This is a genomic window from Frigoribacterium sp. PvP032 (genome assembly GCF_017833035.1).
Classification (GTDB): domain Bacteria; phylum Actinomycetota; class Actinomycetes; order Actinomycetales; family Microbacteriaceae; genus Frigoribacterium.
On record NZ_JAFIBM010000001.1, the window covers coordinates 65802 to 91569 of the forward strand.

The window sequence follows — 25768 nt, forward strand, 5'->3', positions numbered from 1 at the left end:
GCGGGTTCGCCGGGTCTCGACGTCAGCGCAGGCGGAGACGAGGAGGCGCCCCTCACGCCGGCAGCAGCACCTCCGCCGCCGACCGCCGCACCGACTCGGTCAGCGTGTCGAGCAGCCGCGACGACAGCGCCCAGCGCTGCCAGTACAGCGCGAGATCGACGTGCTCGCCGGGCGCGAGCTCGACGAGCGACCCGTCGGCGAGCAGGTCGAGGCACTGCGCCTCGGGCAGCAGTCCCCAGCCGAGGCCGAGCCGGGCGGCCCGGGCGAAGTCGGCCGACGACGGGACGAACGTGCGGGGCGGCCGTGGGTCGTAGCCGAGCGACGCCCGGAGGAACCCGCGCTGCAGCTGGTCCGACCGGTCGAAGTCGAGCATCGGGGCGGCGTCGACGCGGCCCATGGTCGGCACTCCCCCGAGCCAGCGGTCGACGAAGCCCGGGCTCGCGACGGCGCGGTACCGCATCAGCCCGAGCGGCTCGGACGAGCAGCCCTGCAGCGGCTCCCTGGTCGACGTGACCGCGGCGAGGACGGTCCCCGAGCGCAGCAGCGAGGTCGTGTTCTCCTGGTCCTCGCGGTGCAGGTCGAAGACGGCGCCCACCCCCGGCGGCAGTGCGGCGAGCGCCTCCAGGAACCACGTCGCGAGCGAGTCGGCGTTGACCGCCACGGCGATCGACGTGCTCGGCCCACCGGCACCGCCGAGCCCTCCGGCACCCCCGGCACCTGCTCCGCCGCCGGCGCCCAGCTCGACCGCGGCGTCGTCGGCGAGCAGCTGCACCTGCCGGGCGTAGCGGAGCACGACGTCCCCGGCTGCGGTCGTCACGACGGGCGTGGTGCGCTGCACGAGCACCTGCCCCGCCGTGCGCTCGAGCTGCTTGATGCGCTGCGACACGGCCGACTGGGTCATGTGCAGCCGCTGGGCCGCCGCCTCGAAGGTCCCCTCGTCGACGAGGGCGCGGAGGGTGACGAGGTGGTCCGAGGCGAAGGTGATCATCAGCAGAGCTTATGCAGCATCACGAACATGAGCTAGAGAGATGCTGCACCTCGTCCCTAGCGTCGTGACGTGACCTTTTCCTCCCTCCTGCTGCCCGCCCTGTTCGGCATGGGCACCGGCCTCGCCCTCATCGTCGCGATCGGCGCCCAGAACGCCTACGTGCTCAAGGTCGGCCTGCAGGGCGTCAACCGGGTGATCCTCCCCGTCATCGCCGTCTGCGCAGCGAGCGACGCCGTGCTGATAATCGCCGGGGTGGCCGGCGTCGGGGCCCTGATCGCCGCCGCGCCCCAGGCCCTCCTGGTGGTCCGGATCGTCGGGGCCGCGTTCCTCCTCGTCTACGCGGGGTTCGCCGCGAAGCGCGCGATCCGGCCGTCCGGTGCACTGCAGGCCGAGGGAGGCGCGGTGCAGCCGAGCAGGAAGACCGCCGTCGTCACCGTGCTCGCCCTCACCTGGCTGAACCCGCACACCTACCTCGACACGATCGTGTTCCTCGGCTCGGTGGCCAACCAGCAGCCGGGCGACCTCCGCTGGTGGTGGGCAGGCGGTGCCATCGCGGGCAGCTTCCTGTGGTTCGCGGTGCTGGGCCTCGGCTCCCGCCTCCTCAAGCCGTTCTTCGCGAAGCCGTCGTCGTGGCGCGTGCTCGACGGGCTGATCGCCGTGGTGATGACGGCGCTGGGGCTGCGGCTGCTGCTGGGCGCGTGACGGCTGGCCGCCGAACGAACGGCGCCCGACGCGTTGTTTTGAACTATTCAAGAAAGCGAGCTAGAGTGGTGCTCACGCCGACGGAGACGAGCACCTCGCCCTCATCCAACCGGCAGTCCTCGTCTCCCTGAACGAGGAGGCCCCCATGGACCGCACCGCATCGACCACCCCCGCCCAGCCGTTCCCGCTCGGCGGCCGCTACGTCAGCACCACCCGCCGCGACGAGCCGATCGGCTCGTACGTGTCGACCGCTCACCGTGACGCCGTCACGATCGGCGCCTACGTGTCGCCGTCGGTGCAGCGCACCTCGCTCGGCCGCTACGTCCGCGCCCAGCTGAGCGCCCTGAGCACTCGCACCTCGACCGTGCGCACGCACACCGGCTCGATCGTCCTCGGCCGCTAGGCCACCACGACGAACGACCCCGTCCCCGGATGACCGGCCCCCTCATGGGGCGATCGTCCGAAGGGCGGGGTCGTCCTGCATCCGGGCCGGAGCCCTCGAGTCGCGTCGTGCCTAGCGGACCGCGTCCGAGCCGGTCACGCCCGTGCCGCTCGTGCCGGTGCCGTCGGTCGGCGCAGGTCCGCCGCCCGCCCGGGGCACGCTCTCCGTGCCGTCCTGCTCAGAGGACTCGGCGTCGGCGTCGACGCCCTCCGCGTCGCGGAAGGCGCCCTGCTGCCCGAGCGGGGACCGGCCGTCGGACTCGACCCCCGAGCCTGCGTCGAGGTCCGTCTCGGTGGTCGCGTCGTCGTCGTGCGCGTGCGTGCTGTCGCTCATGTCTGGCCTCTCGCTCGTGTCGTCCCGTGCAGTCGCCCCGATGTCGGGGCTGTCGTGGTCGTTCCACTCTGCCCCGGAGGCGCGGACCGGGACCCAGGGAGGCGTCGCCCGCGCAGCAGCGCCGGTCTCCGCAGCGCCGTCCCCGCAGCCCGCCTGAGCGGGTGTCGCCCGCCGATCCGAGCAGCCGGTGCGGGCTAGTGCCGCGCGAGGAACGCCAGCGTCCGCTCCGTCAGGAGCGCTGCCGCCTCCGGCTGGTACGCGGCCAGCGACGAGTCGGCGAAGAGGTGCTCGCTGCCCGGGTAGACGAACAGCTCGGCGTCGGCGGCAGGGTCGTCCGCACGCAGCTGTGCGACGAGCTCGCGGGCGGCGTCGAGGTCGCCCTCGTCGGCGAAGAACGGGTCGTGCTCCATGCCGTGCACCTGCAGGGCAAGCCCGGCCGGCCAGGTGCCGAACTCAGCGGCGGGCACGCAGGCGTGGAAGAACAGGGCGCCGCGGGCGCCGGGACGCGACTGGGCGAGGTGCTGCGCGGGCAGCACGCCCAGCGAGAAGCCGGCGTAGACGACGTCGGCGTCGAAGTCGGCAGCCGAGCGGACGCCGCGGGCGGCGATCTCGCCGACGCCGATGCCGTGCACGAACTCGAGCCCCTCGTCGATCGAGTCGAAGGTGCGGCCCTCGTACAGGTCGGGCGTGTGCACGACGTGGCCGGCGGCCCGCAGCGCGTCGGCGAAGGCGACGACCCCGCGGGTCAGACCCTGGGCGTGGTGGAACAGGACGACCTCGGTCACGGCTGCGCGCCTCCTCGACTGCCGCCTGCCTGGTGCGCGACGGTCGTCACGACCCTAGCCCGAGCCCAGGACACTGCCGCCAGCGGCGCGGGAGGTCAGCGGTGCCGACGGCGACGGCGTGCCGGACGGTCCGCCGAGAAGAGCGGGACGACGGGAGCCAGCGGCCGGTCGTCGAGGGACGGAGCCGTCGCGTGCGCCTCGTCGGGCGGCACGTCGCCGGCCCCGACGCTCGTGTCGTCGTCGATCACGAGCCCGGCGATCTCCGCGCCGAGGGGGACCAGGTCCTCCAGCGACGCGAGCAGCCGGAGGCGGTCGTCGCCTTCGCGGTCGCGGCGCACGACGGGCGACTCGTCACGACGCCACAGCACGTAGCCCTTCACGATGTACCCCCTCGACCGTCCGCTCGTGCGGGGTCCTCTGATCCGGTGACGACGACCCTACGCCGCTGGCCGTCTCCCGGCCCGGGCGCACGGGCCGAGCTGCCCGTCCCGCCGCCACCTCGGTCGCTCGCGACAGCCCCTCGAGGGGTTCGACAACACCCGTTGCGCAGGCTGCAGAACGGTGTCCGACAGGCCCTCGCAGGCGAGTAGCCTGACACGGGCGGAGGAACCAGCCGCCTGCAGATCGGGGTCACCGGCGACCTCCGCCCAGTACCGAGCACCCCGCAGGAGCACCCTCATGTCCGACGACCGCACCTCCGACGAGCGCCCTGCCGGCACCTCCAGCGCCCCCGGCCCCTCCGGCGCCGCACAGCCCGCACGGCCCCACGTCGTCGTGGTCGGCGGCGGCTTCGCCGGCATCGCCACGATGCGCGCCCTCAAGGACGCCGACGTCGACATCACGCTGATCGACCGGCACGTCTACAACATGTTCCAGCCGCTCATGTACCAGGTCGCGACCGGCGGCCTGAACGCCGGCGACGTCACGTACTTCCTCCGCAGCCTCCGCTCGAAGCAGTCGAACGCCGACTTCCGGCACGGGCTCCTCACGACCGTCCGGGCCGACGAGCGCGTCATCACGCTCCGCGACGGCGAGGAGATCTCGTACGACGCGCTCGTGCTCGCGAACGGCGTCAACACGAGCTACTTCGGTACCAAGGGCGCCTACGAGTTCGCCTACTCGATGTACTCCCGCTCGCAGGCCCTCCGCATCCGCGACGAGCTCTTCACGCAGCTCGAGAACGCGGCGGCGTCGCAGGGCAGCGGCGAGGTGCGGGTCGTCATCGTCGGCGGCGGCGCGACCGGCGTCGAGATGGCCGGAGCGCTGGCCGAGCTGCGCGACCAGGCCCTCAAGGACGCCTACCCCGAGATCGACGCCTCGAGCATCACGATCACGCTGGTGCACCGCAGCGGCGAGCTCCTCAAGCCGTTCGCGCCGCGCCTCCGTCGCTACGCCGCCAAGGTGCTGCGCAAGCGCGGCGTCGACCTGCGGCTCGACACCGGCGTCGAGGAGGTCACGCCCGACGGCGTCCGCACCGCCTCCGGCGAGTTCATCCCCGCCGAGCTCGTCGTCTGGGCGACCGGCGTCGCCGCGCACGCGGAGGTCGCCGCCTGGGGCGTGCCGCAGACCCACGGAGGCCGCATCCAGGTCAACGACGACCTCACGGTCAAGGGCCTCGACCGCATCTGGGCCGCCGGAGACATCGCCGCGACCGACGACGCCCTCGCGCAGCTGGCCCAGCCGGCCATCCAGGGCGGCGAGCACATCGGCGAGCAGATCGAGCGCCTCCTCGCCGGCAAGCCGTCCACGAAGTTCAAGTACCACGACAAGGGCACGATGGCGACGGTCGGCACGAACGCGGCCGTGGTGCAGCTGCCGAACGGCTTCACGATGACCGGGCCCGTCGCCTGGCTGCTCTGGGTCTTCGTGCACATCACGAGCCTGCTCGGCAACGGCAACCGCCTGTCGACGCTGACCCACTTCTTCGTCCGCTACATGTGGGCGCTCCGCAAGCGCGCCATCCCGATCGTCGGCGACGTGCGCCCGGTCCGCCCGAACGGCGACCGCGCTCCCGAGAAGTGGCAGACCGAGAAGGCCGAGTAGCCCGCCGGCTCCCGGAGCGCAGGGAACCGCGAACCGGACCATGAACCGCGTTCTTCCGCGGTTCATGGTCCGGTTCGCGGTTCTTGAGGGGCAGGCAGCCCCGAGGAGGTGCGGTGCCCGCCCGGCGCACACCGCGCCTCCTGCAGGACACGGTTCTGCAGCGCGGGCGCGTCTCGCTGCCCGGACGAAACACCCCGGTGTGGACCATGCACCCCGAAACGACGGGGTGCATGGTCCACACCGGGGTGCGGGGCGCAGAGCGCGCAGGCGCGCAGGCGCGCAGGCTCAGCCCAGGTGCACCACGGGGCCGCTCGGGAGCAGCTCCTCCTTCGTGCCGCGGATCATGAAGAACGAGATCGGCGCGGCGATGAACGCGGCCACCGCGGCCGCGACGAACGCCGCCGAGTAGCCGTCGACGAGCGCTGCGAGCCCGCCGGCCGTGCTTCCGGCCACGGCCGACGCGTAGAGGTTCGTGTAGACCGCGAGCCCGATCGAGCCGCCGATCTGCATCATCGCGTTCGAGGTGGCGCTGGCCGCGCCGGCCTCGTGGGGATCGACTCCGGCGAGCGCGAGGTTCTGCATCGGCACGAAGATGCCGGCGAGGCCCACGCCCATGACGATCAGCGGCGGCAGCACGTGCGTCGCGTACCCGCCGTCGGCCGTGATGAACGACAGCCAGAACAGGCCGGCGGCGGCCACGATCGGCCCGACGATCATGAGGAGGCGCGGACCGATCACCGGCAGCAGCTTCGTCAGGATCGGCGCCATCACCATGATGACCAGCGTCATCGGCAGCGTCGCGAGGCCGGCCTCGAGCGGGCCGAAGCCGAGCACGATCTGCAGGTGGAACGTCAGGTAGAGCAGGGCGCCGATCATGACGCTGCCGACGATCAGCTGCACGAGGAAAGCCCCGCCGCGCACGCGGTTCGTCAGCACGCCGAGCGGCAGGAGGGGGTGGTCGCTGCGCTTCTGGACGAGGACGAACAGGGCGAGCAGGCCGGCGCCGAGGGCGATGAAGCCGATGACGACGGGGCTGCCCCAGCCGTCCTCGGCCTGGGTGAAGCCGTAGACGAGCGACGCGAGGCCGAGCGCCACGACGACCGTGCCGACGACGTCGAGGCGGTTGTCGCCCTCGGCCTTGCTCTCGCGCACGACGAGCGCGGCGGCGATGATCGCGACGATCACGATCGGCACGTTGACGAGGAGGCACCAGCGCCAGCTGACGAACTCCGTGAGCACGCCGCCGAGCACGAGGCCGACGGCTGCGCCCGCACCCGAGATGGCACCGAAGACGGCGAAGGCCGTGTTGCGCTCGCGTCCGCGCGAGAAGGTCGTGGTGAGCACGGCGAGGGCGGCCGGGGCGAGCAGCGCGGCGAAGACGCCCTGGAGGGCACGGGCGGTGACGAGCAGCTCGCCGGTCGAGACGAGGCCGCCGAAGGCCGACGCGGCGCCGAAGCCGACCATGCCGACGATGAAGGTGCGCTTGCGTCCCCAGAAGTCGGCGATGCGGCCGCCGAGCAGCAGCAGCGCGCCGAAGGCGAGGGCGTAGGCCGTGACGACCCACTGGCGGTTCTCGTCCGAGAGGCCGAGCTCGGCCTGGGCCTGCGGCAGGGCGATGTTGACGATGGTGCCGTCGAGCACGACGACGAGCTGCGCGAGCCCGACGATCACGAGCACCCACCAGCGGCGGGCGGACGCCGGTGCGTCGGACGGAGGTGCGGTCTGGTGCGACCCGGTGGCGGGCCGTGCTGCTGAGGTGGTCACTGTTCTCCTGGTTCTGGTGCCCTGAGTCTCGGGGCGCTCCACGACGGGCGGCCGTCGTGGACCCAGTGATACTACCTACTAGTTGGTTGGATTCGTAAGGGGGGCGCCACAGGGGCTAATCTCGCCGCATGGCCTACGACGCGGACGAGACGCGCCGCCGCATCCTCGTGGCAGCCACGGCGGAGTTCGCCGAGCACGGCCTCGCCGGCGCCCGCGTCGACCGGATCGCCGCAGCCGCCGCCTGCAGCAAGGAGCGGCTCTACGCCCACTACGGCGACAAGGAGTCCCTGTTCACGGCCGTGCTCAACGCCTCCTTCGCCCATCTGGGCGAGGCCGCGTCGGTCGACTTCAGCTCCGTCGAGGACTTCGCGGTCGCCGTCTTCGACCATCTCGTCGACAACCCCGCCAACCAGCGCCTCCTCGCCTGGGCCCGGCTCGAGCAGCGGCACGACTGGGCGGCGTCGTTCGGGGTCCTCGAGAGCGTGCGCGCCACCTCCGTCGGGCACCTCGAGCGCCTGATCGGCGAGGCCGGCGAGGCCGGCGAGGCCGACGCGACGGGCACACCGCAGCCCTGGTCGCCCGACGACCTCTTCGCCCTCGTGCTGGCGATCGCGTCGGCGTGGGTACAGCTGCCGGAGCTCCCGGACGACCAGCCGCGGACGCCCGACGTCGACGCCCAGCGCGCGATCGTGCGCGCGGCCGTCACGCGCCTCCTCGCCTGACGCCCTGGCCCTGGCCCTGGCCCTGGCCCTGGCCCTCGCCCCAGGAGGCGCCCGCCGAGTGGTCAGCTCCGGTCGGCCGGGACGCTCTGGACGACCGCACCTGACCACTCGAGGCAGCACGCAGCACGGCCGGTCGGCTGGGTCGGCGGGAAGCCGCTCAGCCGCCTCAGCGGCCGTCGACCACGGTCCGCACGAAGCCGGCCGTCCGCTCGCGCAGGCTGAGCACCCTCTGCTCGACGGCCGCCGCGACGTCGAAGCCGAGGTACGCGGGCGGCGGCGGTCGGTGGGCGTTCGCGCTGCACTCGAAGCCGGCGCAGACGAGCGTGCCGACCGTGTCGCCGTTGCGTCCGGCGGCACCGGCCCGCTTCGCGCTGAAGAAGGCGACAGGCGCGGGCAGGGTCACGTCCTGGCACCAGCTGCACTGGGCGCGGGACCGGGTCGTGGCCTCGGCCTGGCGCAGAACGAGGCCGACCGGCTCGCCGTCGACCGGCACGACGACGTAGGCGCGGCGGGGCAGCTTCGGGTCGCGCCAGCCGAGGAACTCGAGCGAGTCCCAGCCGCCGGTGTAGAGGGCGTCGAGGTCGGGCGGGAGAACGAGGTCGGAGGTCTCCTTGCGCGAGGCGTTCGCGAAGGAGGCGCGGAGGACGGAGGCGGTCAGGGGCAGCATCAGGGGTTCACCAGTCGGTAGGGATGCTCGGGCACCGGGCCGTGCGCACCTGCCCCGCCCTGCCAGGACGTGCCCGCACGACGAGTGGTCAGTTCCGATCGTCCCCGCGACGGGGAACGACAGGAAGCGACCACTCGACGGCCGGGCAGCCACAGGAGGGGGCGAGGAGGTGCGCGCACGACGGCGCACACGAGCGGTGATCAGGGGAGGAGAGATGGGGAGGGGTCGACTGTGCGACTACCTGCCGCCGGCGGAGAGCCCGCCGACGACCTCCTGACGCCCCGAGGGCTGCACGACTGCGGAGATGATCACGGGTCGACGATACGACCCGGACGGAGCGGCGTCCACCCCCGCCGTCAGCCCTCGACGCCGCCGACCCCCGCGTCCCCGACCCTCACGTCGCCGCCCCTCACGTCGGTGACCCTCTCGTCGTACTCGGCCCACGCGCCGGAGACCTGCCCGAAGTGCGCGATCGACCACTCCTCGAGGGCGCGCAGCGGTGTGCGGAGCGTCTCGCCCGCCTCCGTCAACTCGTAGACGACGCGTGGCGGCACCTCGGCGAAGACGGTCCGCGTGACGAGGCCGTCGCGTTCGAGCCCGCGCAGGGTCTGCGTCAGCATCTTCTGCGAGATGCCCTCGACGCGTCGGCGGATGTCGGAGAAACGGAGTGGACCCGTGCCGAGCGCACCGACGATCAGCACCGTCCAGCGGTCGCCGATCCGGTCGAGGAGGCGGCGCGACGGGCAGCCGGCTGCGTAGGGATCGAGCGCAGGAGGCGCGGCGTCGGGAGCCGGAGCCGTAACGGTTACCAAAAAGTGCCTACTTCCCATCGGTGACCAATGGACCTAGCGTAGCCGCGAAGCCCCACGAACAGAAGAACGAACAGAAGCAACGAGAAGGAGAACGCCATGACTCGCATCACCGTCGTCGGAGGGACCGGCTACGCCGGCAGCGCGATCGTCGCCGAGGCCGCACGCCGCGGACACGAGGTCGTCTCGGTCAGCCGCAGCGTCCCCGCCGAGGAGGCCCGCGTCGAGGGCGTCCGCTACGAGACCGGCTCGCTCGTCGACGCCGATGTGCGCGCCCGCGCCGTGGACGGTGCCGAGGTCGTCGTCTCGAGCCTCTCGCCCCGCGGCGAGCTCGACGGACGCATCGTCGAGGTCGACCGCGAGCTGGCCGCCCTGGCCGATCAGCACGGCGCCCGCTTCGTCGTCGTCGGCGGCTACAGCTCGCTGCGCCTCGAGGAGGGCGGGCCGCGCCAGGCCGAGACCGGCCAGATCCCGCCGGAGTACGCCGGCGAGGCGCTCCAGATGAACGAGGTGCTGGGCGAGCTGCTCGGCGGCTCCGAGTCGCTCGAGTTCCTCTTCGTGTCGCCCGCGATGCAGTTCGGCGCCTACGCACCGGGCGAGGCGCTCGGCCGCTACCGCGTCGGCGGCGAGGTCGCGTTCACCGACGACGCCGGCGTCTCCGCCGTCAGCGGCGCGGACTTCGCGCTGGCGATCGTCGACGAGATCGAGAAGCCCGCACACCGCCGCGAGCACATCTCCGTCGCGTACTGAGGTCGGTCGCGTACCGACGCACTAGACGCCGAGCCGTGAACGCGATGCACGAAGGAGGTGCGGGTCAGGATCACCTGGCCCGCACCTCCTTCGTCATGCCGGCCCTCGCTCGCCCGAACCGGTCCCCGCAGTTCAGGAACTTGCGGGTACGAACTCCTGACGCATGCACGAATCAGGCCTCTGACTCCTGAGCTCGCACGACTCAGGACTCTCGTTCCTGAATGGGGAGAGGCGACGAGCAGCCCAGCCCAGCCGGAGCCGCTCAGGCGAGCGGGTCGGAGGGGATGCCGAGCAGCGAGGCGCTCCGCTCCCAGAGGCCGCGCATCAGGTCGCGGTCGCCGGCCTGCGCCGCCACCCGACCCGGGGCCTTGAGGCGGTCGAAGTAGTTGCCGCTCGGGGCAGGCACCGTCGCCGCGGCGGCCAGTCGCACCAGCGGCTCGGCCCCCTGCTCGGTTGACACGGCCGCGCGCTTGGCGAAGGTCGCGACGGGCCCGTTGCCGCCGAAGCCCGACGCGACGAAGCCGGGGTGGAACGCGAACGCGTCGACTCCCGTGCTGCCGAGGCGGCGGGCGAGCTCGCGCGTGAAGAGGATGTTGAGCAGCTTCGAGGTGCCGTAGGCGCGGAATCCGCCGTACCAGCGCTCGTGGTCGCCGTCGAGGTCGGCCAGGTCGACCCGGCCGAACAGGTTGCCCGCGCTCGAGGTCTGGATCACGCGCACGGTCCCGGGCGCGTGATCGGCCGCGGTCTCGACCATCCGGGGCAGCAGCAGCGAGGTCAGCAGGAAAGGCGCCAGGTGGTTGCCCTGGAACGTCAGCTCGAACCCGTCGGAGGTGCGCTGACGCTCCGAGATCGTGGCGCCGGCGTTGTTGGCGAGCACGTGGATGCGCGGCAGGTCGGCGAGCAGCTGATCGGCGAGCGAGCGCACCGACGCCAGGTCGGCGAAGTCGGCGAGGTAGGCGGTGCCGCCGACCTCGTCGGCGACGGCGCGGGTGCGGTCGGCGTTGCGGCCGACGACCGCGACGGTGGCACCGAGGTCCGACAGCGCCCGGGCGGCCTCGCGGCCGATCCCGGAGCTCGCTCCGGTGACGACGACGGCACGGTCGTCGAGGCGGCCAGGGGCAGGGAGGGTGACGGACATGCCCTGAACGGTAGACCGTCACCGCCTGGGGACGTCGTGCACGTCGCCGGTGTGCGCCATGATGGTCCGGTGGCCGCCCGGGGGGGGTGCCGGCCGCTCGATCGTCCTGGGCGCCTCCCGCCGCCTGGAGGACCACCGTGAACCGTCGAGCCGCCCTCGTCTCCCTGATCGCCGCGGGCACCGCCCTCGTTCTCGCCGGGTGCGGTGCCGACCCCGACGCCAGCCTGGGCGAGCCGATCGAGACCGGGCTGTGGGCGGTGGGCGGCTTCGACGGGGCCGTCTCGATCACGGCGGACTCGTTCGAGGCCGTCAGCGACGAGACGATCGCCCGGTGGGAGCTGGACCCGGGCGACCAGGACCTCTACACGGCCTGGTTCACCGTCGAGGTCGTCGAGGGCGAGTGGACCGCCGAGGCCGGCGACGTCGGAGCGTTCCGCAACGTCAACTGGGTCGTCGGCACGGACGGCGACTTCGTGGCGGGGCCCGACCGGGCAGTCATCGACTTCGGCAGCCCCAGGATCGACGACGACGAGTGCCCGAACGACACCGACACCGTCCAGGAGGCGCTGGCGTCGACCGGCACGACCGAGGTCTGCGCCCTCCTCCTGGCGCCCGGCGGGTCGACCGTCTCTGAGATCGGCTATGCGAAGGCCTACAAGGAGCGGGGTCGCCGACAGATGGGCGGCGCGAAGATCGTGAGCTGGTCGGTGACCGACCCGAGCTGACGCTCGACGCTCGACGCTCGACGCTCGACGCTCGACGCTCGACGCTCGACGCTCGACGCTCGACGCTCGGTCCCCGTGGGCACGCCCCGGCCCGTGCGCGTACCGTCGGTCGGGTCGAAGGCGTCACCATGCGTCTTCACCGGCCGGTGTTGCACCGCTCCCCTGCCCGTGAAGCTCAGATGCGGACAACATCGACCCGGGCACGGCCACCCGCGTGGTGGCCGTGCCCTCTCTCTTCCCGGAGGCCCGGACCCTGCGGACCCGCAGGGACCCTGCGGCGCGCCGAGGGGGGCGCGCGGGTTCGGCGGGTCTCGACGCGGACGGCGGCACCGCGCGGCACCGCGCGGCACGGAACGGCGCGGCACGGCACGGAACGACGCGGCACGGCAGACTGGCTTCGTGCGCAAGGTGCTGGTGCTCGGCGGGACGGGGTGGCTCGGCCACGAGATCGCGCGGCAGGCGGTGGCCGACGGAGCCGACGTCACCTGCCTCGCCCGAGGCAGCGAAGGAGGCGCCCCCGAGGGAGCGACGCTGGTCGCGGCCGACCGCACCCGCCCCGGCGCCTACGACGAGGTGGTCGGCGTCGACCACGAGTGGGACGAGGTCGTCGAGCTCGCCACCCCGCCCGACCTGGTCGAGGGGGCGCTCGACGCCCTCGCCGCAAGCGCCCGCCATTGGACCCTGATCTCGTCCGTGTCGGTCTACGCCCGCGACGACGAGCCCGGCGCGGACGAGTCCGCCGAGCTCGTCGCCGTCGACGAGCGCCCCGATCCCGACGACGCCGCTCCCGACCTCTACGCGCAGCAGAAGGCGTGGGCAGAGCGCGCCTCCGCCGCCCGGCTAGGCGACCGCCTCCTCGTCGTGCGCCCCTCGCTCGTCGTGGGGCCCGGCGATCCGAGCGACCGCTTCGGCCACCGGCCGGCACGGATGCTGCGCGGTGGCCGCGTGCTCGTGCCCGCGACCGAGGGTCGCTGGGCGCAGCTGATCGACGTGGCCGACCTCGCGGCGTGGGTTGTCCTGGCGGGTCGCGAGCGCCTCCTCGGGGCGTTCACCGCTGCGGGTGAGCCCGCCCCCCTGGCCGAGGTGCTCGAGGAGGCGCGGGTCGCGGCCGGCACCGACCCCGAGCTCGTGCCGGTCGACGACGCCTGGCTGCTCGAGCGGGACGTCCGGTGGTGGGCGGGCCCCCGGTCGCTGCCGCTCTGGCTGCCGCTCGAGGCGTCCGGGTTCGCGCGGCGCAGCACCGCCGCGTTCCGTGCCGCGGGCGGCACGACCCGCCCGCTCGCCGAGACGACGGCTCGCGTGCGCGACGACGAGCTGGCCCGCGGCGTCGACCGTCCCCGCCGTGCCGGCCTCTCCCCCGACGAGGAGGCGGCGCTGCTGCAGGAGCTCGCCCGCTGACCCAGCCCGCCCGCTGCTGCAGCCGCCGCCGCCGCCCGCGCCGACACCCCTCGATCCCGCGCGCACCCCCCCCCCTTGCGCGCCGACGGGTCCGCGCGGGTTCGAGGGGTCTGCGCGACTCAGCGGCGGCGGCGGCGGCTCGCGCGGTCGCCGCGCACGCGCCAGACACGCTCGGCCGGGATCGACACGAGCAGGACGAGCAGCGCCCACGTGCCGACGCCGGGCACGGCCGCCGCGAGCACCAGCGCGACGGTCATCAGCACGACCGGCAGCCACCGTCGCCGCCGGAGGGTGGCCTCGCTCAGCTCACCGTCCTCCGGAGCACGGACGACGCCGGCCCGACGGCCGAGCTCCGTCGTCACCGCGAGCGACGACGTCGCGACCACCATCGTCCCGATGTAGAGCACCGTGCCGAGCCGGTCGTCCGAGTGCGTGCCGACGAGCAGGACGGTGGGCAGCGGCAGGAACACGATCGCGGCGAGCCAGACGAAGTTCGTGCGGAGCATCCCCCTCGTGATCCCCTGGACGCGTTCGAACACCGTGTGGTGGGCCTCCCAGAAGTTGGCGATGACGACGAAGCTCAGCGCCGCGGCCGCGAGCGCCGGTGCGTTGTCGGCGAGGAACTGCCCCACGCTCCGCAGGTCGGCGTCACGGGCCGTGTCGACCAGGGGCAGCACGACGAGGGTGATGGCGATCGCGACGACGCCGTCGCTGAAGGCGACGATCCGTTCGGGGCGCGGGGTCCGCTTCATGCTGCACATCAGACCACAGACCCCGCCGGAGGCGCGTGTCCCGACGTGAAGACGACGAACCGACCCAGCACATCGCGTCGCTTCGTCGCCATCACGTCGCCCAGCGCCGCGGCTGCCGAGCGTTCCCTGTCAGGGCGCGTCACGCCTCCTCGGGCCTCCGTAGGGTCGGGCCATGACCACACTCGCCATCATCGGCGCCGGCCAGGGCCTCGGCCTGGCCGTCGCCCGCCGCTTCGCCCTCGAGGGCCTCAGCATCGCGCTGATCGCCCGCGACCAGTCCAGGGTCGACGAGCTGGCCGCGACCCTCGTCGCCGAGGGCCACACGGCCGCCGGCTTCGTCGCCGACGTGCGCGACCGCCCGTCCCTCGTCGCAGCGCTCGAGCAGGCCGCCTCCCGCCTCGGCCCGATCGAGGTGCTGCAGTACAGCCCCCTCCCCGCCAAGGAGTTCATGCGCCCCGTGCTCGAGACGGTCGCCGACGACCTCGTCGGACCGGTCGAGTTCTCGATCTACGGCCCTGCGACGGCCGCCCACCAGGTGATCCCGGGGATGCGCAGCATCGGCGGCGGCACGCTCCTCTTCGTCAACGGCGCGAGCGCGGTCCGTCCGCGTGACGGCGTCACCGGCACGGCGGTCGCCTTCGCGGGCGAGAGCGCCTACGCCGAGCTGCTGCACGGCGCGCTGGCGTCCGAGGGCATCCACGTCGGCCAGCTGATCATCCCGCTCGGCATCGGCGGCGGCGACCCTGCCCACGAGCCGGACGTGCTCGCCGACACCCTCTGGACCATGCACGCCGGGAAGGGCGACTTCCGCGTCTACGCGGCGCCGCTGCCCGACTGAGTCCGGGCCACAGGTCGGCCAGGCCATGAACCGCGTTCCGAACCATGAACTGCGAAAAAACACGGTTCATCGTTCGGAACGCAGTTCATCGCACCTCAGCACGGCACAGGGGCACCAGCAGGGCACCCCTCGCGCCGAGGCGCCGACGTAGCGTCGAGGTGCGCCCGCGGCAGGCCCCGCGACGGCGCGAGCGCCGGCCGAGCGGCCGGCCGCTCCACCACGACCGAGGAGGAACCGTGCAGATCGTCCCGAAGCAGCCCACCGTCAAGAACCCGCCCGAGCAGTTCACCGGCGACGTCTGGCTCGACGCGATCGCGTCGCCGCAGCAGGACGGCGACCGGATGACCGTCGTCAAGGTCCGGTTCCTGCCGGGGGCCCGCACGGCCTGGCACTCCCACGCGAAGGGGCAGACCCTGCACGTCACCGAGGGCGTCGCGCTGCTCGGGTCGCGCGACGGCACCGTGATCGAGGCGCTGCCGGGCCAGACGATCTACACGCCGCCCGGCGAGGAGCACTGGCACGGCGCCACCCCCGACGACTACATGGAGCACCTCGCCATGATCGAGTCGGCGGACGACCCCGCGACGACGACCACGTGGCTCGAGCACGTGTCGGACGCCGAGTACCGGCGGCCCTAGGCAGCCCAGGCCGGGCGTCAGGCCTCGTCGACCACCTCGTCGAGCGCCTCGCCGGTCGGGTCGTTCGGGGCGGCGACGCCGACGGGCGCGCCCTGCCAGCTCACGACCGTCCAGCCGTCGGCGGGCGAGCCCGAGATCACGATGACGCCCGTGTTCTCCATCTCGGTGCTGACGGTGAACTCGGGGTCGACGTTGAGCGCCCGGCCGCCGAGCCAGACGCGCGTGGCGGCGCCGTGGCCGACGACGACGACCGTGGCGTCGTCCTCGTGCAGCGCGGCGACGTCGGCGATCGCGGCGTCGAAGCGCTCGAAGAAGGCGTGGCCGTCGGGGGCCCCGGGGGCCGAGGCGGCGAGGTCTCCCCCTGCCCAGGCCACCAGCGGCAGGACGTAGCCGCGGAGCGCCTCCTCGTCCGTGCGGTCCTCGAGGTCACCGGCCTCGATCTCGTGCAGCCCGTCGCGGACCACGACGTCGAGGCCCAGGCGTGAGGCGAGCGGGGCGGCGGTCTGCTGGGCACGGACCAGCACGGACGCGTAGACGGCGTCGATCCGCTCGGCGACGAGGTCGGCGGCGAGCGCCTCCGCCTGCTCGCGACCGAGGTCGGTGAGATCGGGCCCCGGGGCCGCGCTGGAGACTGCACCTGCGGCGTTGGCGGTGCTCTGGCCGTGTCTGACGAGGAGGATGCGCACGTCGTCGAGTCTTCCACGGGCCAGATGTGACGGAAGTCCTAGGAGCAGGGCCGACAGTGGGCTAGCTTCGGCGTGCCGGGACGACGGCTTCCGGCAGAACACGCTCGCCGGACTTGCCCCTCGCACCCACAGAGCCGTGATCGGGGGTGCAGGCGGCCCCTTCCAGGAGGGGCCGACCATCGCGCGGACGCCCGGCACCCCGACTGCCGGGCGTCCCCTTGGCCTGCGCGGCACAGGGGTCGTCGGGCTGACCAAGACGAGAGCAAGGCACGATAATGGGCACCCTCCTCGTCGCGGGTCGCTCGTTCCCCTTCGGCGACCGCACGCTCGCGCACATCCGTGTCGCGTTCGCCCTCGAGCTCCGCGACGGGCCCGGCTTCTTCTTCTCCTGGCAGCGCCACCCGCACGAGGGCGGCGGGCGCTTCACCCTCTGGGTGCCGACGACCGAGGCCGTGCTCTTCGAGTTCGAGGGCAGCCGCGAGCCGACGATCAACCGCGCCTGGGTCAGCGCGATCCTGAGCGCCCCCGGTCGAGGAGGCGGCCTCCGGCTCGTTCCCGAGCCGGACGGCCCCGTCGTGGTCGACGGAGCCGTCTGACCCGTGCCGCCCCCGCGCCGACGTCGGACGTCCGTGGTCGGGGGCCCGCCTCACGACTGCAGCGCCTCCGTCGGCGGGGTCCGTGCGGCGCGGATCGCCGGCCAGAGCCCGGCGACGGCCCCGATCGCCAGCGTGGCGCCGAGCCCGGCCGCGAGCACGGCGGGCGGCACGGCGACCGGCCAGCCCCGCGAGGCCGCGAACACCGCCGTCACGCCGAGACCGAGCACGATCCCGCCGATCCCGCCGAGCAGCGACAGCAACAGCGCCTCGGCCAGGAACTGGTCCCTGATGTGCGCCCTGGTCGCGCCGAGGGCTCGGCGCAGGCCGATCTCGCGACGACGCTCCAGCACGGAGATCACCATCGTGTTCGCGACGCCGATCCCCCCGACGAGCAGCGCCACCGAGCCCAGCCCGACGAGCAGCCCCGTGAACGCCTGGTCGGCCGCCTGCTTCGCGGCGAGGGCGTCGGAGGGGCGCGCCACCGACACCTCGGTCGGCGCGTCCGGACGCACGGTCGGCGCGATCAGGTCGCGCACGGCGTCGACCCTCTCTTCGTCGACCCGGAGCCAGATCGAGCTGGGATGCACGGCCGCACCGGTCAGCGACTCGGCGGAGGCCTCGCCGATCAGGGCCGCACGGTCGAGATCGGCCGCGAGCGGCGAGGGCCGGAGCACGCCGATGACCAGGTGCGGGGTCCGGCCGATCAGCACGTGGTGGCCGGGTCCGCCCACTCCGAGAGCCTCGGCGGCGGCCGAGCCGAGCACCACCGTCGGGTGCGCGGCCGTGCCGTCCGTGAACCAGGCCCCTGAGGCGAGCTCGGTGCCGAGGACGTCGAGCAGCCCCGAGGAGGCGGTCAGCACGGCGATCCCGCCGGTCTCGCCCTCGGGCACGGCAGCGCTCCGGTAGACCGCCTGATCGGCCACCGCCCCGGTCGAGGCCACCGCCTCGACGCCGTCGACGCGGGACACCGAGCCCAGGGTCGTCAGCGGCAGCTCGACCTTCTCGCCGAAGAAGTCCTCGCCCTGGCTCGCCTGGAGCAGGTTCGTGCCGAGCGAGTCGAGCTGCGCCGCGAGGCGGGCCTGGCTCGACGTGGAGATGCCGACGACGGCGATCATCGCCGCGATGCCGATGGCGATCCCCAGCGCGGACAGCAGCGCCCGGGTCGGGCGGGTCAGGAGCCCTGACGCACCGAGGCGGAACACGTCGGCGGGAAGGAGGCGCGAGGCCCTCGGGTCGGTCACGATCGGGCTCCTGTGGTCGGTTCGTGCGCGGCCGCGCTCGCCGGCGGCGACGCCGCCGCCGCCGCCGGGGACTGTGGCGAGCTGCTGTCGTCCACGATGCGGCCGTCCCGGATGGTGACCCGCCGCGGCAGGCTCGCAGCCAGGTCGACGTCGTGGGTGATGACGATCACGGAGGTCCCCTCGTCGTGGAGCTCGTGGAGGAGGTCCACGATCCCGGCGCCGGCCCGGCTGTCGAGGTTGCCGGTGGGCTCGTCCGCCAGCAGGAGCGGCGGACGGTGCACCACGGCGCGGGCGATCGCGACACGTTGGCGCTCGCCTCCCGAGAGCTGGTTCGGCTCGTGGCCGAGCCGGTGCCCGAGCCCGACCCGCTCGAGGGCGGTGACGGCGCGCGCCCGGCGGGCCCGCAGCGGGACGCCGGAGTAGAGGAGGCCGCCGGCGACGTTGTCGACGGCGGACACCCCCTCGCTCAGGTGGAACTGCTGGAACACGAAGCCGATCCGGTGCGCCCGCAGTCCCGAGAGCGCCCGGTCGCTCTGCGCGGCCACGTCGACGCCGTCGATCAGGACGTGCCCCGAGGTGGGCGCGTCCAGGGTGCCGAGCACGTTCAGGAGCGTGGACTTGCCCGACCCCGACGGGCCGACGACGGCGAGCAGCTCGCCGCGCTCGACGACGAGGGAGACGTCCACCAGGGCGACGGTGGGAGGGCGGCCGTAGGTGCGACCGACCCCCCGGAGCTCCACGACCGGCTCGGTGCCGGCGCTCATGCGGGCACCACGACCTCGTCGCCCTCGGAGACGTCGCCCGTGACCTCGACCCGGTCGCCGGCGAACAGGCCCACCTCCACCGCGACGAGGCGGGAGCCAGGACCCGCGCCATCGGTCGGGCCGCCTGCCCCCTCGGAGCCCGTCTTCCCCGCCGACGGGTCGACGACCTCGACGAGGAAGCCGCCGCCGCCGGCCGCGCCGAGTGCGGTGACCGGCACGGAGAGGACGCCCTGGCGGACCTCCGACACGAAGGCCACCTGCACCCCCGCGTTCGTCAGGTCGCCGGCCGCGGCGGGGTCGTCGAACGACACCGTGACGGCGACGACGGTCTTGCCGCCGTCGGTCGCGCGGGGAGCTCCGAGCCCGGTGACCCGGCCGACCGCGCTGCCCCCGGTGGGCAGGTCGATCGTCACGACGCCGTCGAGGCGAGCCAGGCTGGACCCGACCGGCAGGTCGACGGTCACGACCCGCTCTTCGCGGGCGGTCGTGTAGAGGGGCGCGCCGCCTCCGATCTCGTCGCCGACGCTCACGCTCACCTCGGCCACCTGCGCGGTGCCCGTGACGAACTGGACGCGGCCCTTCTCGAGCGCGCCCGTGCGGGGCAGGCCGAGTTCCTTCTGCCAGGCCCTGATCGCGGCCGCCGTCCGTGCGTCGAAGTGGCCGTCGGCCGCTCGACCCTGGAAGCCCCACGCGACCAGGCTGCGCTCGAGCTGCTCGACGTCGGGGCCGTCCGTCATGCCGGACTCGAAGCCGCGCCACTGGGGCAGGGTCCCCTCGACGGCCATGACCGGCGCGTCGTCCACCCGGTACAGGACGCTGCGAGAGGTCAGCAGCGTGCCGGGGGCAGGCAGCTCCGTGACGGTGCCGGCGACTCCGCCGACGACCGTCGGGCCCACGAGCAGGCTCAGCGTGCCGGCCTTGGGAGTGACGCCGGTCAGGTCGCCGAGCGTCACCGTCGCCGTCGTCGTGTCGGGCGCCCCCGCGTCGGCATCGGCGTCGGCGGTCGATCCGCCGGGCGAGCCGAGGAGCAGGGCACCCGTCACGGCCCCGGCGACGAGGGCGACCAGGGCGACCGAGAACCACACCCGGCGTCGACGTCGACCGCTCGGTGGGCCCGCGACCGCGTCGTCGGCCCCGGTCATCGCTCCACCGTGACCGAGCCGCCGACGGCTCCCCCGCACGCCTTCGCGACGTCGTCGGGGATCGTCTCGCCGTCGGAGGACCCGGCCCCGTCCGCGGACGGGTCGGAGACGTCGTAGCCCTTCTCCCTCAGGCACTCGGCGGTCTCTCGCATCGCGGCCTCCGCCTCCTCGTTGCTCTTCTCCTCCGCCGCCGACTGGGGGCGGGGGCCGAGATCGGCGTTCGTCTCCTCCTGGCACTTCTCCATCGCGGCCGACGTGACCTCGGGGTCGGCGCCCATCGGGATGGCGCCCTTCGTCAGGCCGTCGGCGGTCGGGTCCTGGACGTCGAGGCCCTCGCCGCGGAGGCAGCCGGCGTTCGCGACGTCCCACGCCAGGGCGTCGTCGGCCACCTGGGAGTCGCTCTTGACCTGGGGCGAGGCGCCGCCCTCGCCGCCGGAGCAGCCGGCCAGGCCGACGACGAGCAACGGCACGGCGGCCAGGGCGAACAGGGTCGGGCGGAGTCGTGTGGAGATGGTCATGGTCGTTCCTTGCTGCAGGAGGTGCGGGGCGGCCGCTCGGAGGCGCCCGGTCCGCTCGGAGAGGGACGGGGACGATCTCACCGCCCCTTCAGTTGCCACCCCGTAAGTCGACCGCTTTATGCTCGCGCGACAGATGACATGTGATACTCACAAGGCACACGGTCCGGTGTGCGTCCACTCACCGAGAGGCACCCGATGCGCGTGCTCGTCGTCGAGGACGAGGCCTACCTCGCCGAGGCCGTCCAGATCACCCTCGAGCGCGCGGCGATGTCCGTCGACGTCGCAGCCGACGGCGACGCCGCCCTCGAGCGCCTCGCCGTCGTCGACTACGACGTCGTCGTGCTCGACCGCGACCTGCCCGGCGTGCACGGCGACGACGTGTGCGCCGCGATCGTCGCCTCGCCGGGCGGCCCGGCCGTGCTGATGCTCACCGCCGCCGGCGCCCTGCGCGACCGCGTGGGCGGGCTCGAGCTGGGCGCGGACGACTACCTCGCCAAGCCCGTCGAGCTCCCCGAGCTGGTGGCCCGCCTCCGGTCACTGGCTCGTCGCCCGCGCCGGGCCGCGCCGCCCGTGCTCCGCTGCGGGTCGCTGCACTGGGACCCGTTCCGGCACGAGGTCGAGCGAGGTGGGCGACACGTCCGGCTGACCCGCAAGGAGTTCGCCGTGCTCGGGGTGCTCCTCGACGCCGACGGCGGGGTGGTCAGCGCCGAGCACCTGCTCGAGAAGGCCTGGGACGAGAACGCCGACCCGTTCACGAACGCCGTGAGGGTGACGATCTCCAACCTCCGCCAGCGTCTCGGCCAGCCGTGGATGATCCACACCGTCCCGGGCGTCGGGTACCGGATCCTGCCGGACACCATCAGCGAGCCCGGCTCGGCGGCCGCCGTCGCCGGCCCGTCGCGGCCCGGCCGGTGACTCGTCCCGGCCACGGCACGTACTGGCAGAGCCGCCGGCTGAGCGCACGGGCGAGGCTCACCGCCACCTTCACCGGGCTGCTCTTCGTGGTGGGGGCCGCCATCGTGACGAGCGTCTTCCTCGTGATGCGCTACCTCCCCCGCTACGACATCACCGCCCTCGCCAGCCCGGCGGACGTGACGCAGCCCGGCGAGGTCGCTACCGCCGCGCCCGCACCGACGACGGACGCCCTCCCCGAGGGCGCCTGGGCACCACACGCGAGCCCTTTCTCCGACGTGCTCGTCCGGGACACGCTCACGATCAACGGCGAGGGCGACCTGCTCCGAGTGCTGTCGACCACCTCGCTGGTGGTGTTCGCCGTGGTCCTCGTGCTGGGCGCCTGGCTCAGCTGGATCCTGGCCGGGCGCCTCCTGCGGCCCCTCGACCACCTGACGGACGCGGCGCGCACGGCCGAGCTCGGCCAGGCGACACGACGGCCGACGCTCGAGCGGGGGCGCGTCGCCCTGAGCGGCCCGCACGACGAGTTCCACCGTCTCGCGGCCGCCTTCGACGCCATGCTCGAGCGCCTGGACGTGGCGTACCGCGCCCAGCAGCACTTCGCCGCGAACGCGTCGCACGAGCTGAGGACCCCGCTCGCCACGACGCAGGCCATGCTCGACGTCGCGCTCGCCGAGCCGGCGAGCGTCGACGTCGAGCAGCTGGGACGGCGACTCCGCGAGACCAACACCCGCAGCCTGAAGACGGTGGAGGCGCTGCTCACGCTCGCCGACGCGACCGGCGGCCAGGTCGACGACGGCCCCGTCGACCTCCGCGCGCTGGTGGAGGAGGCCGTGGCCCGGGCGGTGCCCGCCGCCGCCACGGCGGGCACGACGTTCGAGCACGACCTCGACGACCTGGTCGTCGACGGCGACCACGTGCTCCTCACGGCGCTGGTGGCGAACCTGCTCGACAACGCCCTCCAGCACGGACGCCCGGGCGGCCATGTCGGCGTCACGCTCCGCGGACGGACGCTGACGGTCGTGAACGACGGGGACGTCCTCGACCCTGACGAGGTGGCGAAGCTCAGCGAGGCGTTCCGCCGAGGGGCCGGCCGCGTCGCGGGCGCCGGCGGCCACGGTCTCGGCCTGGCGATCGTCTCGGCGATCTGTGACCGGCACGAGGCCGGGCTCGAGCTCGTCGCCGTCCCCGGCGGCGGCCTCCGCGTCGACGTCGCGTTCTGAGCGACACGCACCTCGGACGGCACCCCGGCGGCCGGGCGTCAGTCGCCGACGGCCTCCGGCGTCTCGGCGGTCCAGAGGATGCCCAGCACCTCCGGCGCCGTGACGATCCTCGCGATCGCCGCCTCCATCGCGAGGTCGTCACGGCCGCCGGCCGACGCGGTGATCTCGATGCACACGCGCTCGTGGGCCTCGTCCTCCGCCGCGATCGACCGGAGCACGAACGGCGACCGGTGGACGGCGTCGAAGGCGAGCCGCCGGATCTCGGCCTCGTGGCGGGTGGCACAGGTGACCGTGAGCCGGTAGTCCGTCTCGGACGACTCACGAGCCGCCTCGGGCGCCCGGTCGAGGACGAGGCCCAGCGGCCGCAGCCCGACGTTGACCAGGATGACGAGGGCGGCGCCGGCGGCGGCGACCAGGGGCAGCCCTCCCCCGGCGAGCGCCCCCACGGCAGCCGCGACCCAGATGGTCGCGGCGGAGTTCAGCCCCGAGATGGAGGCGCCGTGCTTCATGATGACGCCGGCCCCGATGAACCCGACCCCCGAGGCGATCTGCGCCGCCACCCGGGTCGGGTCCACCTGCTCGCCCTCGAACGAGCGAGCGCCCATCACGACGAAGAGGGCCGCCCCGAGCGCGACGAGGGCGTTGGTCCGCAGACCGGCGCTCCGTGCCCTCACCTGACGCTCGGCCCCCACCGCCGCGCCGAGCAGGGCGGCGAGGGCCACGCCGCCGAGTTCGGGGGCGAGAACGGCGAGGTCCGTCACGGCCTCACACCAGCTTGTCGCTGAGGACGAGCGCGGCGATCGAGAAGTAGATCGTGACCCCGACGAGGTCCATGATCGACGTGATCAGGGGCGCCGAGAGCGTCGCGGGGTCGATCTTCACGGCGCGCGCCGCGAACGGCAGCACCGCCCCGAGCAGCCCGCCGATGACGGTCACGACCAGCATCGTGCCGCCGACGATGATCATGACGTCGAGGTCGACGCTCTTGACCACGAAGGCGAGCGCGACCTCGATGACGGCCACCGTGGCGCCGAGGCACGAGGCCACGACGAGCTCGCGGCGGACGATGGACCACACGTCGCGCCAGCCGATCCTGACCGTGCCGACGGCCATGGACCGGATGACCAGCGTCGCCGCCTGGCTGCCCGTGTTGCCCCCCATGTCGATGATCGGGGCGAGGAACGCCGCGAGGATGAGCGCCGACGTGAGGATGTCCTCCTGGGCGGCGACGAGGGTGCTCGTCACGACCCCGAAGAGGGTGAGGAGGATGAGCCAGGTGGCCCGGTTGAGGAACAGCTTGCGGAGGGACGAGTGCTTGGCGTCCAGGTCGCGCCGGACGGGGCTGGCGGCGAAGACGGGCGACGTCGTGTCGCAGCGCTCGCAGGTGGTGGTGGAGTCGGTCATGGTGGTGCCTCTCGGTCGTACGTGCCGTGCAGGAGGCGCGCTGAGCGCGCCGCGCCGGGGCGACCGTGGACAGCGTGCTGTCAGGCTCGCCCTCGACGGGGAGGGAGTGTCCGTCTGTGACCACTGCCCATGCAGCACCACCTCCTCCGGACCGGGCCCGCAGGCCGCCTTCGTCCTGACGACGGGACGGTCGTCAGCGCACCCGACAGAGAGCCGGACGACACCCCCACGTAAGAGCTTCAGCACTGCACGACGTGATCCCGACGACCGACGGTCGCGCGGGAAGCCACTTCGGATCACCCCTTGAGCCGGAGAGATCTGTCCTGACCCTGGGCGTCTCTCGACGTCGTCGGATCAGTGGCCTGTGTTCGTGCAGACGCCTCGCCTAACGAGATGCCGTACGCCGACGATACTGATGTATCACTCTCGCGTCAAGGCTCCGTGGGCCGAGGGGTGCGAGCGAGCCGGACGTGCACGACGAGACCGCCGCCGGGTCGCGGCGCGAGGGCGAGCCGGCCGCCGTGCGCCCGCACGATCGTCTCGACGATCGCGAGGCCGAGACCCGTGCCGCCGTGCTGGTCGTGCAGGCGCCCGGCGCTGCGCCGGAACGGCTGCGTGAGCGTCGGCACCAGGTCGGCGGGCACCTCCTCGCCGGTGTTCTCGACCACGAGCTCGACGTGGTCTCCGCTGACCACGGTCCGCACGTGCACCACCCGCGCGCACGCATCGGAGTCCACGCCGTCGGCTGAGCTCGAGGGCGGGTCGCCTGGCTCGAGGGCGGGTCGCCGCGGACCCGCCCTCGGCGCAGGCGACCCGCCCTCGAGCTCAGCAGGGCGTTCGGGCCGAGGCTCGGCCGCTCTGATCGGTAGGCTCCGGACGTGGCCACCACCCTCTACGAGCAGATCGCGGACGACCTGCGTCGTCGCATCCTCAGCGGCGACCTCGCGGTCGGCGACGACGTTCCCAGCGAGGGCGAGCTCGCGGAGCAGTGGCGCACCTCCCGCGGGCCGATCCGCAACGCCCTGGCGGCACTGCGCAGCGAGGGGCTCGTCGAGACCCGTCGCGGCCGGCCCGCCCGCGTGGTCGCGCGGAAGGCGCACCACCCCGTCGACGTGTCGATCCCGTTCACGAAGTGGGTGCGCGACGTGGGCGGCGAGCCGGGGGCCAGGACGCAGGAGGTGTCGCTCCGGCGCGCGGACGACGAGAAGGCGAGGGCGCTGGGCATCGAGCCGGGCGACCTCGTCGTCGACGTCGTGCGCCTGAGGCTCGTCGACGGGCGCCCCACGATGCTCGAGCGTCTCACCTTCATCGAGGAGGTCGGCCGGGTGCTCTTCGACGTCGACCTCGACACGGTCTCGATCACCGAGTACCTCGACTCCCGAGGCTTCGGCTACGACGACATCGACCACGAGATCGACGCCGTCGCGGCCGACGAGCTCGACGCCGAGCTGCTCGACGTCGAGCCGGGCACGCCGATCCTGCGCCTGCACCGCGTGACCCGCGGCCGCGACGGCCGCACCTTCGAGGCGTCGGACGACCGCTACCGGAGCGACATCGTGCGCTTCACGGTGGCGGCGTCGGGCCGCGCTCGCGAGGGCGGCCACTTCATCCGCGCCATCGGCGCCTGACCCGCTGCGCGATCGGCGCCTGACCCGAGGAGGCGCGCGGCGCCTCCTCAGGTCCGTACCTGCCGAGGGCGGGTCAACTCGGTCGAGGGCGGGTCGCCGCGGACCCGCCCTCGAGGCAAGTGACCCGCCCTCGACGAGAACGAGAAGGCGGCGGAGGCGG

Annotated in this window: 30 protein-coding genes and 1 riboswitch; of the genes, 13 read left to right on the plus strand and 17 right to left on the minus strand. The window is 73.6% G+C overall.

Features of this window, described 5'->3' with window-relative positions:
• Positions 1–52: 52 nt before the first annotated feature.
• Positions 53–988 carry a LysR family transcriptional regulator ArgP gene (locus tag JOE35_RS00275; RefSeq protein WP_209559320.1) on the minus strand — a complete coding sequence of 312 codons (936 nt, stop codon included), beginning with the start codon at positions 986–988 and terminating at the stop codon, positions 53–55.
• Between the two features lie 69 nt (positions 989–1057).
• On the opposite strand from JOE35_RS00275, the gene JOE35_RS00280 reads away from it, so the two are divergent.
• Together JOE35_RS00280 and JOE35_RS00285 are read left to right on the plus strand one after the other, a co-directional pair.
• Entirely contained in the window at positions 1058–1690 is a 633-nt protein-coding gene (locus JOE35_RS00280; protein WP_374099685.1) for a LysE/ArgO family amino acid transporter, read from the plus strand.
• Positions 1691–1835: 145 nt separating this feature from the next.
• Entirely contained in the window at positions 1836–2093 is a 258-nt protein-coding gene (locus JOE35_RS00285; RefSeq protein WP_209559321.1) for a hypothetical protein, read from the plus strand.
• A gap of 111 nt (positions 2094–2204) precedes the next feature.
• Here the strand turns inward: JOE35_RS00285 and JOE35_RS00290 are convergent, their stop codons facing one another.
• The 3 genes from JOE35_RS00290 to JOE35_RS00300 all read right to left on the minus strand — a co-directional run bounded on the left by JOE35_RS00290 (position 2205) and on the right by JOE35_RS00300 (position 3630).
• Positions 2205–2465 carry a hypothetical protein gene (locus JOE35_RS00290; protein WP_209559322.1) on the minus strand — a complete coding sequence of 87 codons (261 nt, stop codon included), beginning with the start codon at positions 2463–2465 and terminating at the stop codon, positions 2205–2207.
• A 194-nt stretch (positions 2466–2659) separates the two neighbouring features.
• Entirely contained in the window at positions 2660–3250 is a 591-nt protein-coding gene (locus tag JOE35_RS00295; RefSeq protein ID WP_209559323.1) for a dienelactone hydrolase family protein, read from the minus strand.
• 95 nt (positions 3251–3345) lie between these two features.
• A complete protein-coding gene (locus tag JOE35_RS00300; RefSeq protein WP_209559324.1) occupies positions 3346–3630 on the minus strand; it encodes a hypothetical protein in 285 nt (94 codons plus the stop codon).
• Between the two features lie 298 nt (positions 3631–3928).
• Here JOE35_RS00300 and JOE35_RS00305 point away from each other — a divergent pair, with 298 nt between their 5' ends.
• Positions 3929–5293: an NAD(P)/FAD-dependent oxidoreductase gene (locus JOE35_RS00305; RefSeq protein ID WP_209559325.1), complete on the plus strand. Its 1365-nt coding sequence runs from the start codon at positions 3929–3931 to the stop codon at positions 5291–5293.
• A gap of 285 nt (positions 5294–5578) precedes the next feature.
• Here the strand turns inward: JOE35_RS00305 and JOE35_RS00310 are convergent, their stop codons facing one another.
• Complete coding sequence (locus tag JOE35_RS00310) at positions 5579–7057, minus strand: MFS transporter (protein WP_209559326.1); 1479 nt, start codon at positions 7055–7057, stop codon at positions 5579–5581.
• A gap of 128 nt (positions 7058–7185) precedes the next feature.
• Here JOE35_RS00310 and JOE35_RS00315 point away from each other — a divergent pair, with 128 nt between their 5' ends.
• Complete coding sequence (locus tag JOE35_RS00315; RefSeq protein WP_209559327.1) at positions 7186–7779, plus strand: TetR family transcriptional regulator; 594 nt, start codon at positions 7186–7188, stop codon at positions 7777–7779.
• 166 nt (positions 7780–7945) lie between these two features.
• On the opposite strand, the gene JOE35_RS00320 is transcribed toward JOE35_RS00315, so the two are convergent.
• Together JOE35_RS00320 and JOE35_RS00325 are read right to left on the minus strand one after the other, a co-directional pair.
• Positions 7946–8446, minus strand: coding sequence for an FBP domain-containing protein (locus JOE35_RS00320; RefSeq protein WP_209559328.1), 501 nt, complete (start codon positions 8444–8446; stop codon positions 7946–7948).
• A gap of 356 nt (positions 8447–8802) precedes the next feature.
• Positions 8803–9258 carry a helix-turn-helix domain-containing protein gene (locus JOE35_RS00325; RefSeq protein WP_307802864.1) on the minus strand — a complete coding sequence of 152 codons (456 nt, stop codon included), beginning with the start codon at positions 9256–9258 and terminating at the stop codon, positions 8803–8805.
• Between the two features lie 96 nt (positions 9259–9354).
• On the opposite strand from JOE35_RS00325, the gene JOE35_RS00330 reads away from it, so the two are divergent.
• On the plus strand, positions 9355–10005 hold the full coding sequence (locus JOE35_RS00330) for an NAD(P)-dependent oxidoreductase (protein WP_209559330.1): 651 nt from the start codon (positions 9355–9357) through the stop codon (positions 10003–10005).
• Between the two features lie 262 nt (positions 10006–10267).
• Here JOE35_RS00330 and JOE35_RS00335 read toward each other — a convergent pair whose 3' ends face one another.
• A complete protein-coding gene (locus JOE35_RS00335; protein ID WP_209559331.1) occupies positions 10268–11143 on the minus strand; it encodes an SDR family NAD(P)-dependent oxidoreductase in 876 nt (291 codons plus the stop codon).
• Between the two features lie 137 nt (positions 11144–11280).
• On the opposite strand from JOE35_RS00335, the gene JOE35_RS00340 reads away from it, so the two are divergent.
• Both JOE35_RS00340 and JOE35_RS00345 read left to right on the plus strand, forming a co-directional pair.
• Positions 11281–11868, plus strand: a complete 588-nt coding sequence (locus tag JOE35_RS00340) for a hypothetical protein (RefSeq protein ID WP_209559332.1) — start codon at positions 11281–11283, stop codon at positions 11866–11868.
• A 399-nt stretch (positions 11869–12267) separates the two neighbouring features.
• A complete protein-coding gene (locus tag JOE35_RS00345) occupies positions 12268–13266 on the plus strand; it encodes an NAD-dependent epimerase/dehydratase family protein (protein WP_209559333.1) in 999 nt (332 codons plus the stop codon).
• 119 nt (positions 13267–13385) lie between these two features.
• Here the strand turns inward: JOE35_RS00345 and JOE35_RS00350 are convergent, their stop codons facing one another.
• Complete coding sequence (locus JOE35_RS00350; protein ID WP_209559334.1) at positions 13386–14018, minus strand: TMEM175 family protein; 633 nt, start codon at positions 14016–14018, stop codon at positions 13386–13388.
• Positions 14019–14190: 172 nt separating this feature from the next.
• Here JOE35_RS00350 and JOE35_RS00355 point away from each other — a divergent pair, with 172 nt between their 5' ends.
• Both JOE35_RS00355 and JOE35_RS00360 read left to right on the plus strand, forming a co-directional pair.
• A complete protein-coding gene (locus tag JOE35_RS00355) occupies positions 14191–14856 on the plus strand; it encodes an SDR family NAD(P)-dependent oxidoreductase (RefSeq protein ID WP_209559335.1) in 666 nt (221 codons plus the stop codon).
• A gap of 236 nt (positions 14857–15092) precedes the next feature.
• Positions 15093–15494, plus strand: a complete 402-nt coding sequence (locus tag JOE35_RS00360; protein WP_209559336.1) for a cupin domain-containing protein — start codon at positions 15093–15095, stop codon at positions 15492–15494.
• Between the two features lie 17 nt (positions 15495–15511).
• Here JOE35_RS00360 and JOE35_RS00365 read toward each other — a convergent pair whose 3' ends face one another.
• Positions 15512–16180, minus strand: coding sequence for a histidine phosphatase family protein (locus tag JOE35_RS00365; protein WP_209559337.1), 669 nt, complete (start codon positions 16178–16180; stop codon positions 15512–15514).
• 275 nt (positions 16181–16455) lie between these two features.
• Between JOE35_RS00365 and JOE35_RS00370 the strand changes: the two genes are divergently transcribed.
• Positions 16456–16776: an ATP-dependent DNA ligase gene (locus JOE35_RS00370; RefSeq protein ID WP_209559338.1), complete on the plus strand. Its 321-nt coding sequence runs from the start codon at positions 16456–16458 to the stop codon at positions 16774–16776.
• Positions 16777–16826: 50 nt separating this feature from the next.
• Here JOE35_RS00370 and JOE35_RS00375 read toward each other — a convergent pair whose 3' ends face one another.
• The 4 genes from JOE35_RS00375 to JOE35_RS00390 are packed head-to-tail and all read right to left on the minus strand — an operon-like array spanning position 16827 to position 20441.
• Positions 16827–18017 carry an ABC transporter permease gene (locus JOE35_RS00375; protein WP_307802865.1) on the minus strand — a complete coding sequence of 397 codons (1191 nt, stop codon included), beginning with the start codon at positions 18015–18017 and terminating at the stop codon, positions 16827–16829.
• On the minus strand, positions 18014–18781 hold the full coding sequence (locus JOE35_RS00380; RefSeq protein ID WP_209559339.1) for an ABC transporter ATP-binding protein: 768 nt from the start codon (positions 18779–18781) through the stop codon (positions 18014–18016). The genes JOE35_RS00375 and JOE35_RS00380 overlap by 4 nt, the downstream gene beginning before the upstream one ends.
• On the minus strand, positions 18778–19923 hold the full coding sequence (locus JOE35_RS00385; protein WP_209559340.1) for a peptidoglycan-binding protein: 1146 nt from the start codon (positions 19921–19923) through the stop codon (positions 18778–18780). The genes JOE35_RS00380 and JOE35_RS00385 overlap by 4 nt, the downstream gene beginning before the upstream one ends.
• Entirely contained in the window at positions 19920–20441 is a 522-nt protein-coding gene (locus tag JOE35_RS00390) for a hypothetical protein (RefSeq protein WP_209559341.1), read from the minus strand. Before JOE35_RS00390 ends, JOE35_RS00385 begins: the two co-directional genes overlap by 4 nt.
• A 195-nt stretch (positions 20442–20636) precedes the next feature.
• Between JOE35_RS00390 and JOE35_RS00395 the strand changes: the two genes are divergently transcribed.
• Positions 20637–21356, plus strand: coding sequence for a response regulator transcription factor (locus tag JOE35_RS00395; protein WP_209559342.1), 720 nt, complete (start codon positions 20637–20639; stop codon positions 21354–21356).
• Entirely contained in the window at positions 21353–22576 is a 1224-nt protein-coding gene (locus tag JOE35_RS00400; protein ID WP_209559343.1) for a HAMP domain-containing sensor histidine kinase, read from the plus strand. Before JOE35_RS00395 ends, JOE35_RS00400 begins: the two co-directional genes overlap by 4 nt.
• A gap of 38 nt (positions 22577–22614) precedes the next feature.
• Here JOE35_RS00400 and JOE35_RS00405 read toward each other — a convergent pair whose 3' ends face one another.
• The 3 genes from JOE35_RS00405 to JOE35_RS15945 all read right to left on the minus strand — a co-directional run bounded on the left by JOE35_RS00405 (position 22615) and on the right by JOE35_RS15945 (position 24717).
• Positions 22615–23337: an MgtC/SapB family protein gene (locus tag JOE35_RS00405; RefSeq protein WP_307802866.1), complete on the minus strand. Its 723-nt coding sequence runs from the start codon at positions 23335–23337 to the stop codon at positions 22615–22617.
• Between the two features lie 4 nt (positions 23338–23341).
• Positions 23342–23980 carry a magnesium transporter gene (locus tag JOE35_RS00410; RefSeq protein WP_209559344.1) on the minus strand — a complete coding sequence of 213 codons (639 nt, stop codon included), beginning with the start codon at positions 23978–23980 and terminating at the stop codon, positions 23342–23344.
• Between the two features lie 217 nt (positions 23981–24197).
• Positions 24198–24380, minus strand: a riboswitch (M-box (ykoK) riboswitch).
• A 31-nt stretch (positions 24381–24411) separates the two neighbouring features.
• Positions 24412–24717 carry an ATP-binding protein gene (locus JOE35_RS15945; protein WP_307802867.1) on the minus strand — a complete coding sequence of 102 codons (306 nt, stop codon included), beginning with the start codon at positions 24715–24717 and terminating at the stop codon, positions 24412–24414.
• A gap of 141 nt (positions 24718–24858) precedes the next feature.
• Between JOE35_RS15945 and JOE35_RS00420 the strand changes: the two genes are divergently transcribed.
• Positions 24859–25608, plus strand: a complete 750-nt coding sequence (locus tag JOE35_RS00420; RefSeq protein WP_209559345.1) for a GntR family transcriptional regulator — start codon at positions 24859–24861, stop codon at positions 25606–25608.
• Positions 25609–25768 lie beyond the last annotated feature (160 nt).

Coding starts and splice junctions, on each gene's coding strand:
- JOE35_RS00395 (WP_209559342.1), top strand. CDS start 20,637: ATGCGCGTGCTCGTCGTCGAGGACGAGGCCTACCTCGCCGAGGCCGTC.
- JOE35_RS00305 (WP_209559325.1), top strand. CDS start 3,929: ATGTCCGACGACCGCACCTCCGACGAGCGCCCTGCCGGCACCTCCAGC.
- JOE35_RS00335 (WP_209559331.1), bottom strand. CDS start 11,143: ATGTCCGTCACCCTCCCTGCCCCTGGCCGCCTCGACGACCGTGCCGTC.
- JOE35_RS00370 (WP_209559338.1), top strand. CDS start 16,456: ATGGGCACCCTCCTCGTCGCGGGTCGCTCGTTCCCCTTCGGCGACCGC.
- JOE35_RS00380 (WP_209559339.1), bottom strand. CDS start 18,781: ATGAGCGCCGGCACCGAGCCGGTCGTGGAGCTCCGGGGGGTCGGTCGC.
- JOE35_RS00330 (WP_209559330.1), top strand. CDS start 9,355: ATGACTCGCATCACCGTCGTCGGAGGGACCGGCTACGCCGGCAGCGCG.
- JOE35_RS00320 (WP_209559328.1), bottom strand. CDS start 8,446: ATGCTGCCCCTGACCGCCTCCGTCCTCCGCGCCTCCTTCGCGAACGCC.
- JOE35_RS00275 (WP_209559320.1), bottom strand. CDS start 988: ATGATCACCTTCGCCTCGGACCACCTCGTCACCCTCCGCGCCCTCGTC.
- JOE35_RS00315 (WP_209559327.1), top strand. CDS start 7,186: ATGGCCTACGACGCGGACGAGACGCGCCGCCGCATCCTCGTGGCAGCC.
- JOE35_RS00390 (WP_209559341.1), bottom strand. CDS start 20,441: ATGACCATCTCCACACGACTCCGCCCGACCCTGTTCGCCCTGGCCGCC.
- JOE35_RS00385 (WP_209559340.1), bottom strand. CDS start 19,923: ATGACCGGGGCCGACGACGCGGTCGCGGGCCCACCGAGCGGTCGACGT.
- JOE35_RS00290 (WP_209559322.1), bottom strand. CDS start 2,465: ATGAGCGACAGCACGCACGCGCACGACGACGACGCGACCACCGAGACG.
- JOE35_RS00355 (WP_209559335.1), top strand. CDS start 14,191: ATGACCACACTCGCCATCATCGGCGCCGGCCAGGGCCTCGGCCTGGCC.
- JOE35_RS00285 (WP_209559321.1), top strand. CDS start 1,836: ATGGACCGCACCGCATCGACCACCCCCGCCCAGCCGTTCCCGCTCGGC.
- JOE35_RS00350 (WP_209559334.1), bottom strand. CDS start 14,018: ATGAAGCGGACCCCGCGCCCCGAACGGATCGTCGCCTTCAGCGACGGC.
- JOE35_RS00410 (WP_209559344.1), bottom strand. CDS start 23,980: ATGACCGACTCCACCACCACCTGCGAGCGCTGCGACACGACGTCGCCC.